We start from the raw sequence: 14,149 nt of genomic DNA, 5'->3' as shown, positions 1-14,149 counted from the left end.
TGTCACATCCGGAATACGCCGTAGGAGACCGGACCCAGAGGCGCGTTCGAGCAGACCGAAAGCGCAAGGCCCAGCACTGTTCTGGTGTCAGCGGGATCGATGATCCCGTCGTCCCACAATCGGGCGGTGGAGTAGTACGGGTTGCCCTGGACCTCGTACTGCTCGCGGATCGGGGCCTTGAAGGCCTCCGCATCCGCCGCCGACCACGGCTTGCCGGCGGCGTCGAGTTGATCGCCACGCACGGTGGCCAGCACCGACGCGGCCTGCTCGCCGCCCATCACCGAGATGCGGGCGTTGGGCCACATCCACAGGAACCGCGGCGAGTAGGCCCGACCGCACATGGAGTAGTTGCCGGCCCCGTAGGACCCGCCGATCACGACCGTCAGCTTGGGCACCCTCGCGCAGGCAACCGCGGTGACCATCTTGGCGCCGTGCTTGGCGATGCCCCCGGCCTCGTAGTCGCGGCCGACCATGAATCCGGCGATGTTCTGCAGAAACACCAGCGGGATCGAGCGCTTGTCGCACAGTTCGATGAAGTGCGCCCCCTTGAGCGCGGACTCACCGAACAGCACGCCGTTGTTGGCGATGATCCCCACCGGGTGGCCGTGGATGCGCGCGAACGCGGTCACCAGGGTTTTGCCGTACTCGGCCTTGAACTCGCTGAACTCGCTGCCGTCGACCAGTCGGACGATCACCTGCCGCACGTCGTAGGGCACCCGCGAGTCCGGGGGTACCACGTCGTAGAGCTCGGCCGGATCATGGCGGGGCTCAACGGTTTCGCTGACGTCCCAGGGGCTTTCCGGGCGGGGACCGAAGGTCGCCGCGATCTGACGCACCATGCGCAGTGCGTGCTCGTCGTCGTCGGCCAGATAATCGGTGACGCCGGAGACCTTGGAGTGCAGGTCGCCGCCGCCGAGTTCTTCGGCGGTCACCACTTCGCCGGTGGCGGCCTTCACCAGCGGCGGTCCGCCCAGGAAGATGGTGCCCTGTTCGCGCACGATGACGGCCTCGTCGCTCATCGCCGGGACGTAGGCGCCGCCGGCGGTACACGACCCGAGCACCGCCGCGATCTGGGGAATGCCCGCGGCGCTCATGGTGGCCTGGTTGTAGAAGATTCGGCCGAAGTGCTCGCGGTCGGGGAAGACTTCGTCCTGGCGGGGCAGGAACGCTCCCCCGGAGTCCACCAGGTACAGGCACGGCAGCCGGTTGGCCAGCGCCACCTCTTGGGCACGCAGGTGCTTTTTTACCGTCACCGGGTAGTAGGTGCCGCCCTTGACGGTGGCGTCGTTGGCGACGATCACGCACTCGCGCCCCGCGACCCGCCCGATGCCGGTGATGATCCCGGCTCCGGGGCACTCGTCGTCGTACATCCCGTCGGCGGCCAGTGGCGCCAGCTCCAGAAACGGGCTGCCGGGGTCCAGCAGCCGGTCGACCCGGTCGCGGGGCAGCAGCTTGCCGCGGGACACGTGGCGCTGCCGGGACCGCTCGTTGCCGCCCAGGGCGGCCGTCGCCAGTTTGGCGTTGAGCTCGGCGACCAGTCGGCGGTGCTCGTCCGCGAATGCCGGTGCTGTCATGACAGTGCCGAAAGGTCCAGCGCCGCGTCGGTTTTCGCGACGACCTCGTCCACGGAGACACCCGGAGCGGTCTCGACCAGCTGCAGACCCGCCTCGGCGACGTCGATGACGGCAAGGTCGGTGATGATGCGGTTGACGCAGCGGGCGCCGGTGAGCGGCAAGGTGCACTGTTCGACGATCTTGGCGCTGCCGTCTTTGGCGGCGTGCTCCATCATCACGATCACCCGGCGCGCGCCGTGCACCAGGTCCATGGCCCCGCCCATGCCTTTGATCATCTTGCCGGGAATCATCCAGTTGGCCAGGTCGCCGGCGGCCGAGACCTGCATGGCGCCAAGGACCGCCACGTCCAGGTGACCGCCGCGGATGACCCCGAAGGAGGCCGACGACGAGAAGAACGAGGCGCCGGGCAAGGTGGTCACGGTTTCCTTGCCCGCGTTGATCAGGTCGGCGTCGAGGTCTTCGGGCAGCGGGTACGGGCCGACCCCGAGGATGCCGTTCTCCGAGTGCAGCACCACGCTGACGCCATCGGGGATGTGGTTGGGAATCAGGGTCGGCAGGCCGATGCCCAGGTTGACGTACTGCCCGTCGCGCAGCTCGGCGGCGACCCGCGCCGCCAGCTCATCTCTGGTCAGGGTCATCTGACGCCACTCCTGCTCATCGCTTCGCTGGGCATCGTCGTCGGTGGGGTCATGCGCGCACCGTCTCCCGCTCGATCCGCTTGACCGGATCCGGCACGTGCACCACCCGGTGCACGAAAACCCCCTGGGTGTGCACGGTGGCGGGGTCGATCTCGCCCGGCTCCACCAGATGCTCGACCTCGGCGATGGTGATCCTGCCCGCGGTGGCGCAGTCCGGGTTGAAGTTGGCGGCGGCCTCGCGGTAGACCAGGTTGCCGTGCCGGTCCCCTTTCCAGGCGTGCACCAGCGCGAAGTCGGTGCGGATCGCGCGTTCCAGAACGTAGGTGCGCCCGTCGAATTCCCGGGTCTCCTTGGGCGGTGAGGCCACCGCAACCCCGCCGGTACCGTCGTAGCGCCACGGCAGGCCGCCGTCGGCGACCTGGGTGCCCACGCCGGTGGGCGTGTAGAAGGCCGGGATTCCGGCACCGCCGGCACGCAGGCGCTCGGCGAGGGTGCCCTGGGGGGTCAATTCGACCTCGAGCTCGCCGGACAGGAACTGCCGGGCGAACTCCTTGTTCTCGCCCACATAGGAGCTGATGGTGCGGCGGATCCGCTTGTGTTCCAGCAGCACGCCCAGGCCCACACCGTCGACGCCGCAGTTGTTCGACACCGTCTCCAGATCGGTGACGCCCAGCTGCAGCACGGCCTCGATCAGCGCCTCCGGGATGCCGCACAGCCCGAATCCGCCTACCGCCAGTGACGCGCCGTCGGTGATGTCGGCGACGGCCGCTGCTGCCGTGGCCACGACCTTGTCCATCGGCACGCGCGCCTCCTCATTTTCAGTTAATGTCCATTAACTGATGCCAGAGAATACCATTCTCTGGACACCCCTGTCAGTCCATGGCCATGTTCTTCCGCCTCCGCTGCAACCACCCCGCATCGGTGGCCGCAACTGCGAGCGATTGCCGCAGAACGGGTGTTACGTTAGTGGTCATTAACTGAACGGGCCACGACGAGCGGAGGCGTGATGGCAGCTTCCCTCTCCCCGGCGGGCGACAACGAACCGGCCAGCCGGCGCAGCCGGCTCAAATCCGACCGGCGCAGCCAGCTGCTCGCGGCCGCGGAACGCCTTTTCGCCCAGAGCGGCTACCCCGCGGTGCGGCTGGAGGACATCGGCGCCGCCGCCGGCGTCAGCGGCCCGGCGATCTACCGGCACTTCGCAGGAAAAGAGGCCCTGCTGGTCGAATTGCTCGTCGGCATCAGCACCCGACTGCTCGCCGGCGCGCGGGCCGTCGAAGCGGAGGGCGAGGGCCCGCGGGAGGTGCTGGACGCCCTGGTCGACTTCCATCTCGACTTTGCCCTCGGCGAACCGGACCTGATCCGCATCCAGGACCGTGACCTGGCGCACCTGCCGGCCGCCGCCCAGCGGCAGGTGCGCAGCGCCCAGCGGCAGTATGTCGAGGTGTGGGTGGGGGTGTTGCGTGCGCTGCACCCCGGCCTGGCCGAAGCCGATGCGCGGCTGATGGCGCACGCCGCGTTCGGCCTGTTGAACTCCACACCGCACTCCATGAAGGCCCGCGCGAAATCGGCCGGTCCGGAACGCTCACGAGCGGTGTTGCGGGCGATGACTATCAGGGCTCTGGGCGCCGCGGAAACATAGCCGGGCGCAGAGGTCCCGGCCCCAACTGCCCGACACAGGTACCCTGCAAGCCATGAGGTGGGAATGACCGATCCGAACCGGCCGGAGGGCTCCAATCAGCCATGGCAAGGCGGCGGCGGATCCGAACCGCCGACTTACGGCTTTCCGCCCTACGTCGACCCGGCCTACGCCGGGCAACTCCCGATGTATCCGCCGCAGGCCCCCCAGCCCACCGAACAACTGCCCCGGCAGCACTGGGAAGCGCCCCCGCCGGGTGGTCACTGGGAAGCACCCCCGCCAGGTGGCCACTGGGAAGCACCCCCGCCGGGCGGTCCGGCGGGCGGCGGCCAGGGTGGACCGCCGGAGCCCCCGCGGCTGCCGAACTGGCTGTTCCTGGTAGCCGGCGCTGCCGTGCTGCTGGTGGTCGGCATGGTCGCCGCGTTGGTGATCGTCAATGGCTCCCAGCGCAATTCGGCCACGGCTACGTCGGTGCCCCCCTTACCGACGGCTCCGAGCACCCCGGTGCCCAAGCGCGTTCCGACCACCACGCCCTCCCCGACACCGACACCGGCGCCCAGCACCTCGACGACAACGCCGCCTCCGACGACCTCCACCACCGCCGGTGCGGCGGAGACGATCGTCTACAGCGTCAGCGGCAAGGGCAAGGCGCTCAGCATCGCCTACATCGACACCGGCGGGATCCTGCAGACCGAATTCAATGTGGTGCTGCCGTGGAGCAAACAGGTGACGCTGACGCCACCGGCGACGACCGCCGCGGCGGTCACCGTGGTCAACTTCGGCGAGCAGATCACCTGCTCGGTGTCGGTGGACGGCACCCAGGTGCGTCAGCGCACCGGTTCGATCCTCACGGTGTGCGCAGCGGCCGGCTGACCCGGATCGGCAGCAGCGCCAGCAGGCCGAGCAGCAGTACGGTGCACAGCCCGCCCATGCCCGCCCGTTCGGTGTGGAAGATGTCGACGAAGACCGAGAACAGCCACGGCGCCAGGAACGACACCGCCCGGCCGGTCATGGTGTAGAGGCCGAAGGCCACCGCTTCCATGCCGTCGTCGGCCATCCGCAACAGCAGGGTGCGCGCTGCGGACTGGGTCGGCCCGATGAACAGACACAGCAGCAGTCCGCACGCCCAGAAGGCTTTCGGACCGGACAGCGCCATCAGGGTGGTGCCGGCGGCGATCATCGCGACCAGCGATCCGACGATGACCGTTTTGGATCCGAGCCGGTCGTCGAGCAGGCCGCCGGCCACTGCCCCGACCGCGGCGACCACGCTGGCAGCGATCCCGAAGATCATCACGTCGCCGGGCGAGATGCCGTAGACGGTGACGCCCAGCACCGCACCGAAGGCGAACACCCCGGCCAGGCCGTCCCGGAAGATCGCGCTGGCGACCAGGTAGAAGACCAGGTTGCGATCGCGCTGCCAGGCGCCGGTGATGTCACGCCACAGCTGGCGGTAACCGCCGAAGAACCCCAGCCGCGGTGCCGGCGGCTGCGGCTCGCCGGCCAGGCGGTGCGCGGTGAACAGCAGCGGCAGCGCGAACACCGTCAGCCAGGCCGCGGCCACCAGCATGGCGACCCGGACGTACTGACCGCCCTCGGTGGACAAGCCGAGCAGGCCGCGGGTGGGACCACTGCCGGAGATGCAGCCCAGATAGACCAGCAACAGCAACAGCACGCTCCCGACATAGCCTGCTGCCCAACCGAAGCCGGAGATGCGGCCGGAGTTCTGCGGCGTCGACACCTGCCGGAGCATGGCGTTGTAGGGCACGCTGGCCAGGTCGCCGCACGCGGCTGTCAGGGCCAGCAGCACCAGGCCGGGAGCCAGATAGCCGGGCTCGTCCCGGATCAGGCTCATCGACGCGGTCAGCACCGCCGCGGTTCCCGTCAGCACCGCCAGCGTCACCCGGCGGCGGTGCGGTGCGGCAACCCAGACCCCGATCACCGGTGCCACCGCGGCCACGGTCAGCCCGGAGATGGCCAGGGTGCGGCCCAGCCAGCTGGCCGGTGACACCGGCCCGGCCAGGTCGCGGCCGACACTGCTGGTCAGATACACCGAGTACACGAACGTGACGACGATCGCGCTGATTCCGGCGGCCCCGGTGTCCCACAGCGCCCATGCCACGATCCGGGATAGCCCCGGCTTGTCCGCCCCAGGCTGTCCCATGACTGGCACTCTACGATTGCCGCATGCCCATTCCTGCTCCCAGCCCCGAAGCCCGCGCCGTTGTGACCGGAGCGTCCCAGGGGATCGGTGCGGCGCTGGCCGCCGAGCTGGCCGCCCGCGGCCACTCGCTGCTCATCACCGCGCGCCGCGAAGATGTGCTCAACACCGTGGCGGCCCGCCTGCGCGACAAGTACGGGGTCGCCGTGGACGTCCGCGCGGTCGACCTGGCCGATCCGCCGGCGCGTGAGGCCTTCTGCGCCGAGCTGGCCGAGCAGGAGATCTCGGTGCTGTGCGCCAACGCCGGCACGGCGACGTTCGGGCCGATCTCCGGTTTGGACCCGGCCGCGGAGAAGGCCCAGGTGCAGCTGAACGCGGTGGCGGTGCACGACCTGGTGTTGGCGGTGTTGCCGGGCATGTTGCGCCGGCGCGCCGGCGGCATCTTGATCTCCGGTTCGGCGGCGGGCAACTCGCCGATTCCCAACAACGCCACCTACGCGGCCACCAAGGCGTTCGCCAACACGTTCAGCGAGTCGCTGCGCGGGGAGCTGCTGAAGACCGGGGTCCATGTCACCCTGCTGGCGCCCGGGCCGGTGCGTGCCGAGATGCCCGACGCCGCCGAGGCGTCCCTGGTCGACCGGCTGATCCCCGACTTCTTGTGGATCTCCACCCAGCACACCGCGAAGCTGTCGCTGGATGCCCTGGCGCGCAACAAGATGCGGGTGGTACCCGGGATCACCTCCAAAGCCATGTCGATGGCCAGTGGCTACGCGCCGCGCGCCATCGTCACCCCGATCGTGGGGGCGGTCTACAAGAAGCTCGGCGGGGGCTAGGCCTTCAGCGCTTGCGCTGGCCGGTGCCCATCGCGCCGCGCGAGATCTGGCCCACCACAACGGTGGTCACCGCCGTCACCACCCGCTTGCCTTCCCGGGTGGTGAGGAAGTGGGCCAGCCAGCGTCCGAAGCGCCGCCACCACGGTGGGCGTTCGGGCACGGGCGGGGGCACGCTGCCCTGACCCGCCGGGGGCCGGTTTCCCTGCCCGGCTGCCAGTGTCGCCGAGAGCATCTCATAGGCCGATTCGCGATCGATGGTCTGACCGTATTGGGCGTGCAGCGGGCTGGCCTTGGCCGCCGCGCCGATCGCCTCGGAGCCGATGGCTCCCATCATCGACCGCGGGGCCCGCAACCGGGTCCACGCCACCGGGGTCGGCGCGCCCCGTTCGGAGAGCACCGTGACGATCGCTTCGCCGATACCCAGCGACGTCAGCGCGGACTCCAGGTCGTAGACCTTCGTCTTCGGGTAGGTGCGCACCGTCTTGCTCAGCGCCTTCTGATCGTCGGGGGTGAAGGCCCGCAACGCGTGCTGGATCCGGGCACCCAACTGGGAGAGCACGCTGTTGGGCACATCGGTGGGCAGTTGGGTGCAGAAGAACACCCCGACGCCCTTGGAGCGGATCAGTTTGACGGTCTGCTCCACCTGCTGCAGAAACGCCTTGGATGCGCCGGTGAACAGCAGGTGGGCCTCGTCGAAGAAGAACACCAGCTTCGGCTTGTCGAGGTCGCCCACCTCGGGCAGGAAGGTGAACAGGTCGGCCAGCACCCACATCAGGAAGGTGGAGAACAACACCGGACGCGCCGCCTGGTCGCCGAGTTCGAGCAGCGAGATGATGCCGCGCCCTTGGGGGTCCAGCCGGATCAGATCCTTGGGGTCCAACTCGGGCTCGCCGAAGAAGGTGTCGGCGCCTTCGGCCTCCAGGTTCGCCAGCGCACGCAGGATCACCCCGGCCGTCGCCGCCGAAACCGCGCCCAGCTGTTTGAGCACCGGCTTGCCCTCATCGCTGATCAGGTAGCTGATCACCGAGCGCAGATCCTTCAGGTCCAGCAGCAGGTAACCGTTGTCGTCGGCCCAGCGGAAGATCAACCCCAGCGTCGACTCCTGGGTGTTGTTCAGGCCCAGCACCTTCGACAGCAGGATCGGGCCGAAGCTGGAGATCGTGGCACGCACCGGGATGCCGGCGCCGCCGGTGCCCAGCGACAGAAACTCCGTGGGGAACGCCGTCGGCGCCCAGTCGTCGCCGGTCTCGGCGGCCCGCTGGGTGATCTTGTCGCCGGCCTGCCCGGCCCGCGCCAGACCGGACAGGTCGCCCTTGACGTCGGCCATCAGCACCGGGACGCCGGCGGCAGACAACTGCTCGGCGATCACCTGCAGGGTCTTGGTCTTGCCGGTGCCGGTGGCGCCGGCCACCAGCCCGTGGCGGTTGACGGTGGCCAGCGGAATGCGGACCTGCGCCGAGGCGTCGGCGATGCCGTCGATGACCACCGTGCCCAGTTCCAGGGCCTGGCCGTCGGCGGCGTAGCCCGCCGCAATCTGCTGCGCGGCGTTAGCCGCCGAGTCGGGACTCACAGGTCACGACACTACTTGGCCTGTCGGGACCACTGTGCGGCTATGGCCGCGGGCAACGGCTAACGTTGGCAAACTGTGAGTGCTGCACGAGACGAACTCGTCTGGATCGACTGCGAGATGACCGGCCTGGATCTGGGCTCGGACAAGCTCATCGAGATCGCCGTCCTGGTCACCGACGGCGAACTGAACATCCTGGGCGACGGTATTGACGTGGTGATCCACGCCGACGACGCGGATCTGGACGCGATGAGTCCGGTGGTGACCGACATGCACACCCGATCCGGCCTGATCGAGGAGGTCCGGGCTTCGACGGTGGATCTGGCCACCGCCGAGGCCATGGTGCTCGACTACATCCGCACCCATGTGCGGCAGGCCAAGACGGCACCGCTGGCCGGCAACTCGATCGGTACCGACCGCGGCTTCCTGGCCCGCGACATGCCCGCCCTCAACGACTACCTGCATTACCGGATGATCGACGTGAGCTCGATCAAGGAGTTGTGCCGCCGCTGGTACCCGCGGATCTACTTCGGCCAGCCGGAAAAGGGCCTGGCGCACCGCGCGCTGGCCGACATCCACGAGTCGATCCGGGAATTGAAGTACTACCGGCGCACCGCGTTCGTCGCCCCGCCCGGTCCTTCTACCAGCGATATTGCCGCCGTCGCCGCAGAACTGGGGCCGCAGGGGGCGCTCGATTCGGTCGCTGAGCGTCCGAGCGGTTAGTATCAACGACGCTGCTTGCTTGGCTCGCCTCGCCGGCAGCAATGGTGGCTGTAGTTCAGTTGGTAGAGCACCAGGTTGTGATCCTGGGTGTCGCGGGTTCGAGTCCCGTCAGCCACCCCGAGGTAATACATCGCCTCACCTGCGAATACGCGGGTGAGGCGATGTTCGTTTTCAGGTCCGTGCAACGAGCCGTTCCGGTACCACAACGCCGACCAGAAGACAGCCGAGGCACAGCATCCCGTGCATCCGACGTGGACCACGGCGGGCGACATGGGCTATGTCGACGCGGACGGCAATCTGTATCTGGCCGACCGCAAGTCGTTCATGATCATCTCCGGCGGGGTGAACATCTACCCGCAGGAGGTGGAGAACACCCTGACGCTGCATCCCGCAGTATTCGACGTCGCGGTGATCGGTGTGCCGGACCCCGAGATGGGTGAGCAGGTCAAGGCCGTGGTGCAGTTGAAGCCCGGCGTGCACGGCACCGATGAGCTGGCCCGCGATCTCATCGAGTACACCCGCGACCGCATCGCGCACTACAAGGCGCCACGCTCAGTCGACTTCGTCGACTCCCTGCCCCGCACGCCCACAGGCAAGCTCGTGAAGGGCAAGCTCCGCGAGAACTACCTGTCCCCCGCGACACCGCTGCGGGACCCTCGCCGCAGGAGTGTCGCTGTTCGGGCCGAGGCCCAGCAGTTCTACCCCTGACTCAAACCCGGCCGGTAGTCGGCCGCCTGCGCCTCAGCGGCAAGCAACGCCCCCAGCTCGCCCTCCTGCTGCGCCACGAACACACCGATCACCTGCCGGCACACCTCCGGCACGCTCACCCCGCGCGCATCGGCAACGCGCTTCAGCCCGAACAGCATTGACGTCGTCACGTGGAACTGCACGGCGAACTGACCACACGAACCATCCTCGGGCGGTGACCCCGGACCCACCACGACCAGCTCCTCCACCCCGTACTCGTCCACCTCAGCACGCCGGGCCCTCTCAACAGCACCGCCGCCGGTGCCGCCGGCAGAGCCGTCGGACGGGTCACGGAACTCCTCATGGCTGAACAAACCCATTCCGCCACGCTAGACCCCGCTCGGGTCACTCCCGGCCTGCCGTACCGCGTTGACGACCTCCGCCTGCATGTCCGATATTGAGAACCAGCAAATCTCGGCCGAGGCCGCCCCCTTTGATTTCGCCGATCTGGTGTCGGCACTTACTGCCGTGTTCGCCATGCAGTGATCGAGCGGACACCGGCACATCACAGTCGAGCACACCGCCGACAGTCATCGAGCTGACCTGGTCTGCCTGCGGTTCCCCGCGATTGCCCACCCGCTGGGCCCCGTCTCAGCGGGCGCATTGCCGCGTGCCGGGTTGAACTCGATATAACGTTTTGGTTACGGTTCCCTGCGTGCTCACGCAAGGACTAGTAGATCTGCGCATGAAATCCTCGGTGCTGGCCGCGACGACTGTGTTGCCGGCCGCCGTGTTCCTGGCCGGCGCAGTGGGTGCCGAACCGGGTAACACCGACGAGCCGCCACCCCCGGCAGCCGTGGACGCGCCGCCCGAGGACGCACCGCCGCCACCCCCGCCGGAGGACGCACCCCCGCCGCCCCCGCAGGACGCACCCCCGCCGCCCCCGCAGGACGCACCCCCGCCGCCCCGCAGGACGCACCCCCGCCGCCTGAGGGCGCCCCACCCCCGCCCCCTCAGGACTTTCCGCCGCCCCCGCCGCAGGACTGGGGACTGCCGGTACCCGACCTGCTGAGCAACTGGGCCATGCCGGCGCCGCAGGCGCTGCCCCCCAGCCTCGTCAACGAGCACGGCATGCAGGTCAAGACGATCCTCGTGGCCCGCAGCATCAGCGAAGCGTTCCCGCAGATTCACGACATGATCGGCGTGCGGCCCGACGGCCAGCGCTGGCATCCCTCCGGCCTGGCCATCGATGTGATGATCCCGAACCCCGGCAGCCCTGAGGGCATCGCGCTGGGCGACGAGATCGTGGCCTACGCGCTACGCAACTCCGGGCGGTTCGCCCTGCAGGACGCGATCTGGCGGGGCACCTACTACACGCCGGGGGGACCCAGCGGTGGCGGCAACGGGCACTACGACCACGTGCACATCACCACGTTCGGTGGGGGTTACCCCAACGGCGGTGAGGAATACCTGCGCGACGAGGGCTGACGGCCCCGCCGCGGTGTCAGCGCAGCGGTTCCGCCTTGGCGTTGCCGGCCTGCCACTCCGGCCACGGGATGTTCCAGTCCCCGAGTCCCTCGGTGCCGGGCAGCAGGGAGCCGATGGTGTTGGTGATCTGCACCACGTCGCCGCGTTTGATGTGGTCGTAGAACCACAGCGCATTGCTGGGGCTGACGTTGATGCAGCCGTGGCTGGTGTTGGCGTAACCCTGGGCGCCGACCGACCACGGGGCCGAGTGCACGAAGATCCCGCTGTAGGAGATCTGGGTGGCCCAGTCGACGTCGGTGCGATACCCGTTGGGCGAGTTGACCGGAACGCCGTAGGTCGAGGAGTCCATGACGATGTGCGCGAAGCGCTCACCGACGATGTAGGTGCCGTTGTTGGTCGGGGTGCTCTCCTTGCCCATCGACACCGCCATGGTCTTGACCACTTCACCGTTGACCCGGACCACCATCGACTTGGTGTTGTCGTCGACCGTGGCGATCACCTCGTCGCCGATGACGAAGTGGCTGGCGGCGTTGTCCTGCCCGTAAACCCCGTTGCCCAGGTCCACCCCGTAGGTGTTGACCTGGACGTCGACCACGGTGCCAGGCTTCCAGAAAGCCTGTGGCCGCCAACGCACCTCACGGTTGTTCAGCCAGTAGAAGGCACCCTCCACGGGCGGTTTGGTGGTGATGGTGATCGCCTTTTCGGCCGCCTCACGATCGACGATGTTCTCGTCGAACCGGATGGCCACCGGCTGACCGACGCCGACGACCTCGCCGTCGCGCGGCATGACGTAGGGCATGGTCAGGTTCTGCGGCGAGTGCGTCTGAAACGTCATCTGCCGGCTGGTTACGCCGCCGAGACCCAGCGCCCTCGCGTCCACCGTGTAGCGCTTGTTGTAGCCGAGTTGCTCAGATGTCGCCCAGGTCAAGCCATCTGCACTGAGCTTGCCGTCGACGACGGCACCGTATTCATTGACCATGGTGACCGAGTCGAGCACGCCGTCCTCGGCGGTGACGGTCACCGGTGCGTCCACCGCGACGCCGACGGCCTTGTCGGTGACGGATGCGGTGACCTTGGGAATCAGCAGGTCGGCATACGGCGTGCCCTTGTCGGTGATGATCCTTGCCGCCTCGGCGTCGGCGTCACCGCCGCAGGCACTCAGGCTCCCCACCGCGGCCGAAACCATCACCAATGCCGCCACCCGGGACCCGAACCCCCGGCAGCGTTGCACCCAACCAACCTGCCCCATACTTTTCCCACCTGATCGCGCTCCGTGCTGCTCCGCAGGCAGTCTAGTGGTTAATCGGCGGTGTCGCCGTGGCTGCGGTCACCAGGTAAGAACCCGCTGATTTCGTCTCATGGCACGGCGCCTGTTATTGTCTGTCTCGCGGTTATGACCGCCCAGCGCCGTTAGCTCAGTTGGTAGAGCAGCTGACTCTTAATCAGCGGGTCCGGGGTTCGAAACCCTGACGGCGCACAGTTATCGCAGATAATGCGATTCTTCCGGCAGGCTCGTTGGCCGCCGCCCCTCTCCCTTGGTCTGAGCGCACAGCGGCCCCTCGGCAGCCCTGCCCGCCAGCCGCAATCACCCGCGCACCGCCTCCCCGCCGGCATGCCGGCACGCCTCTGACGGCACGTCCCCGCCCCCGGAAGTTAGACAAGGGGTACTTAGGTAAGGGTTTCCTTTGATTAATTGCTATTATCGGGCGCGCAGGATCCTGCTCCCTAAACCAAGGGTGCAGCTCATAAAACTTTCAAAGGAGTCACCCCGTGGAGTTCGCCCTACACCCTGAAGCGACCCCGCGCCGCGCCGGTCACGCGACCCGGCTGGCGGCGGCCGGAATCGCTCTGGCGGGAGCCGGCATGCTGGCAGTGCACCCCGTGGCGCCGAGCCAGCTCGACGTCCGCCACCAGGCAGTCCAGCTGACCTCGGGCATCGAGGGCCTCTTCGGTTGGTCGTCGGTGTTCGAGCGGACCGCGGAGAACCTGAGCACCCTGTTCAGCAACGCCAACGTCTTCGACGTGGTCGGCCAGGCCGCCAGCAACTGGGGCGACTACGCCCAGCTGATCATCGGCATGGAGGACGTCCCGCTGGACGCCCGCGAGGGCATGGACCCGCGGTTTGTCACCTCCGGTTTCGCCGGCGTCGGTGAGGCGCTCGAGAAGATGATCTTCGGGGTCGAGGGCGAAGACCTGAAGTACCCCGGCCTCGAAGTGCTGCTGGAGCGCATCGGCGAGGCCCTGGCCAACGGGAACCCCTTCGAGGCGTTCAACGAACTGAACATCTGGACGCTCTACGGTATCGAGGACATCGGCAAGGCGATGGCACCGGTGCTGTCCATCCCGGCCCGCCAGATGGAGAACATCTCCACGCTGTTCAACGAGTTCATCGGCCCGCTCGACGCATGGGCGTTGATCAAGGCCGTGAGCCAGACCATGATGGCTCCGGTGATCGGCCTGTTCTACCAGTTCGCCGAGACCCTCACCAATGTTCTCGGCGGCGACTTCGAGGCGCTGTTGAGCGCGCCCGCGGACTTCGTGAACAGCTTGGTCAACGGCTACGAGGTTCCCGTGACCGAGGCGGTTTTCGTCGGCCTGATCAACAACGACAGCATCTTCGATCTGTTGCTGGTGGACTGGCCCGCCCGCGCCGCCGAAGCGCTGACCGTGGGCACCGCGGACCTGCCGGTCAACGCCGTGGAGATCCTGCCCGCCAGTGCCGACGTCGACCTGTTCGGGGCGGACTTCCTGTCGAGCCTGTTCGACGGCAGCATCTGGGGCGCCTTCGCCGGATAGCCACGTCAGTACTGCGGCCGGGGAGGGATCTGTGGATCCCTTCCCGGCC

13 protein-coding genes, 2 tRNA genes and 1 pseudogene are annotated in these 14,149 nt (G+C 68.2%); 9 read left to right on the top strand and 7 right to left on the bottom strand.

The features are described from left to right. Positions 1–2: 2 nt before the first annotated feature. The 3 genes from G6N14_RS04295 to G6N14_RS04285 are packed head-to-tail and all read right to left on the bottom strand — an operon-like array spanning position 3 to position 3,008. Positions 3–1,574, bottom strand: a complete 1,572-nt coding sequence (locus tag G6N14_RS04295) for a carboxyl transferase domain-containing protein (protein ID WP_085134694.1) — start codon at positions 1,572–1,574, stop codon at positions 3–5. After that, a complete protein-coding gene (locus tag G6N14_RS04290; RefSeq protein WP_085134693.1) occupies positions 1,571–2,212 on the bottom strand; it encodes a 3-oxoacid CoA-transferase subunit B in 642 nt (213 codons plus the stop codon). The genes G6N14_RS04295 and G6N14_RS04290 overlap by 4 nt, the downstream gene beginning before the upstream one ends. A gap of 49 nt (positions 2,213–2,261) precedes the next feature. Then, positions 2,262–3,008, bottom strand: a complete 747-nt coding sequence (locus G6N14_RS04285) for a CoA transferase subunit A (protein ID WP_085134692.1) — start codon at positions 3,006–3,008, stop codon at positions 2,262–2,264. Positions 3,009–3,218: 210 nt separating this feature from the next. Here G6N14_RS04285 and G6N14_RS04280 point away from each other — a divergent pair, with 210 nt between their 5' ends. Continuing rightward, a complete protein-coding gene (locus G6N14_RS04280; protein WP_085134691.1) occupies positions 3,219–3,851 on the top strand; it encodes an SACE_7040 family transcriptional regulator in 633 nt (210 codons plus the stop codon). Between the two features lie 63 nt (positions 3,852–3,914). Further along, positions 3,915–4,721, top strand: coding sequence for an MmpS family transport accessory protein (locus tag G6N14_RS04275; protein WP_109559728.1), 807 nt, complete (start codon positions 3,915–3,917; stop codon positions 4,719–4,721). On the opposite strand, the gene G6N14_RS04270 is transcribed toward G6N14_RS04275, so the two are convergent. Beyond that, positions 4,696–6,009 carry an MFS transporter gene (locus G6N14_RS04270; RefSeq protein ID WP_085134689.1) on the bottom strand — a complete coding sequence of 438 codons (1,314 nt, stop codon included), beginning with the start codon at positions 6,007–6,009 and terminating at the stop codon, positions 4,696–4,698. The two genes, G6N14_RS04275 and G6N14_RS04270, sit on opposite strands and share 26 nt — an antisense overlap. Positions 6,010–6,032: 23 nt before the next feature. On the opposite strand from G6N14_RS04270, the gene cmrA reads away from it, so the two are divergent. Beyond that, positions 6,033–6,839, top strand: coding sequence for a mycolate reductase (gene cmrA, locus G6N14_RS04265; RefSeq protein ID WP_085134688.1), 807 nt, complete (start codon positions 6,033–6,035; stop codon positions 6,837–6,839). A 4-nt stretch (positions 6,840–6,843) separates the two neighbouring features. Here the strand turns inward: cmrA and G6N14_RS04260 are convergent, their stop codons facing one another. Next, positions 6,844–8,409: a helicase HerA-like domain-containing protein gene (locus G6N14_RS04260; RefSeq protein ID WP_085134687.1), complete on the bottom strand. Its 1,566-nt coding sequence runs from the start codon at positions 8,407–8,409 to the stop codon at positions 6,844–6,846. 75 nt (positions 8,410–8,484) lie between these two features. Here G6N14_RS04260 and orn point away from each other — a divergent pair, with 75 nt between their 5' ends. The 3 genes and pseudogenes from orn to G6N14_RS04245 all read left to right on the top strand — a co-directional run. Then, positions 8,485–9,129, top strand: coding sequence for an oligoribonuclease (orn, locus tag G6N14_RS04255; protein ID WP_085134686.1), 645 nt, complete (start codon positions 8,485–8,487; stop codon positions 9,127–9,129). 44 nt (positions 9,130–9,173) lie between these two features. Continuing rightward, positions 9,174–9,246 (top strand) — tRNA-His (locus G6N14_RS04250). 72 nt (positions 9,247–9,318) lie between these two features. Then, positions 9,319–9,837: pseudogene (locus G6N14_RS04245) on the top strand (AMP-binding enzyme); the annotation flags it as partial. Here the strand turns inward: G6N14_RS04245 and G6N14_RS04240 are convergent. Next, on the bottom strand, positions 9,828–10,196 hold the full coding sequence (locus tag G6N14_RS04240; RefSeq protein ID WP_085134685.1) for a hypothetical protein: 369 nt from the start codon (positions 10,194–10,196) through the stop codon (positions 9,828–9,830). The pseudogene G6N14_RS04245 and the gene G6N14_RS04240 sit on opposite strands and share 10 nt — an antisense overlap. 703 nt (positions 10,197–10,899) lie before the next feature. Between G6N14_RS04240 and G6N14_RS04235 the strand changes: the two genes are divergently transcribed. Continuing rightward, on the top strand, positions 10,900–11,304 hold the full coding sequence (locus G6N14_RS04235; RefSeq protein WP_163787054.1) for a VldE C-terminal domain-containing protein: 405 nt from the start codon (positions 10,900–10,902) through the stop codon (positions 11,302–11,304). Between the two features lie 16 nt (positions 11,305–11,320). Here the strand turns inward: G6N14_RS04235 and G6N14_RS04230 are convergent, their stop codons facing one another. Continuing rightward, on the bottom strand, positions 11,321–12,553 hold the full coding sequence (locus G6N14_RS04230) for a L,D-transpeptidase (protein ID WP_085134683.1): 1,233 nt from the start codon (positions 12,551–12,553) through the stop codon (positions 11,321–11,323). Between the two features lie 155 nt (positions 12,554–12,708). Between G6N14_RS04230 and G6N14_RS04225 the strand changes: the two genes are divergently transcribed. Continuing rightward, positions 12,709–12,781 (top strand) — tRNA-Lys (locus G6N14_RS04225). 293 nt (positions 12,782–13,074) lie between these two features. Further along, positions 13,075–14,100, top strand: a complete 1,026-nt coding sequence (locus G6N14_RS04220; RefSeq protein ID WP_085134682.1) for a hypothetical protein — start codon at positions 13,075–13,077, stop codon at positions 14,098–14,100. Positions 14,101–14,149: the final 49 nt, after the last annotated feature.

This window comes from Mycolicibacter hiberniae, assembly GCF_010729485.1.
Taxonomy (GTDB): Bacteria; Actinomycetota; Actinomycetes; order Mycobacteriales; family Mycobacteriaceae; genus Mycobacterium; species Mycobacterium hiberniae.
The sequence above is the reverse complement of the archived record's forward strand: the minus strand, read 5'-3'. Positions and strand labels throughout refer to the sequence as shown.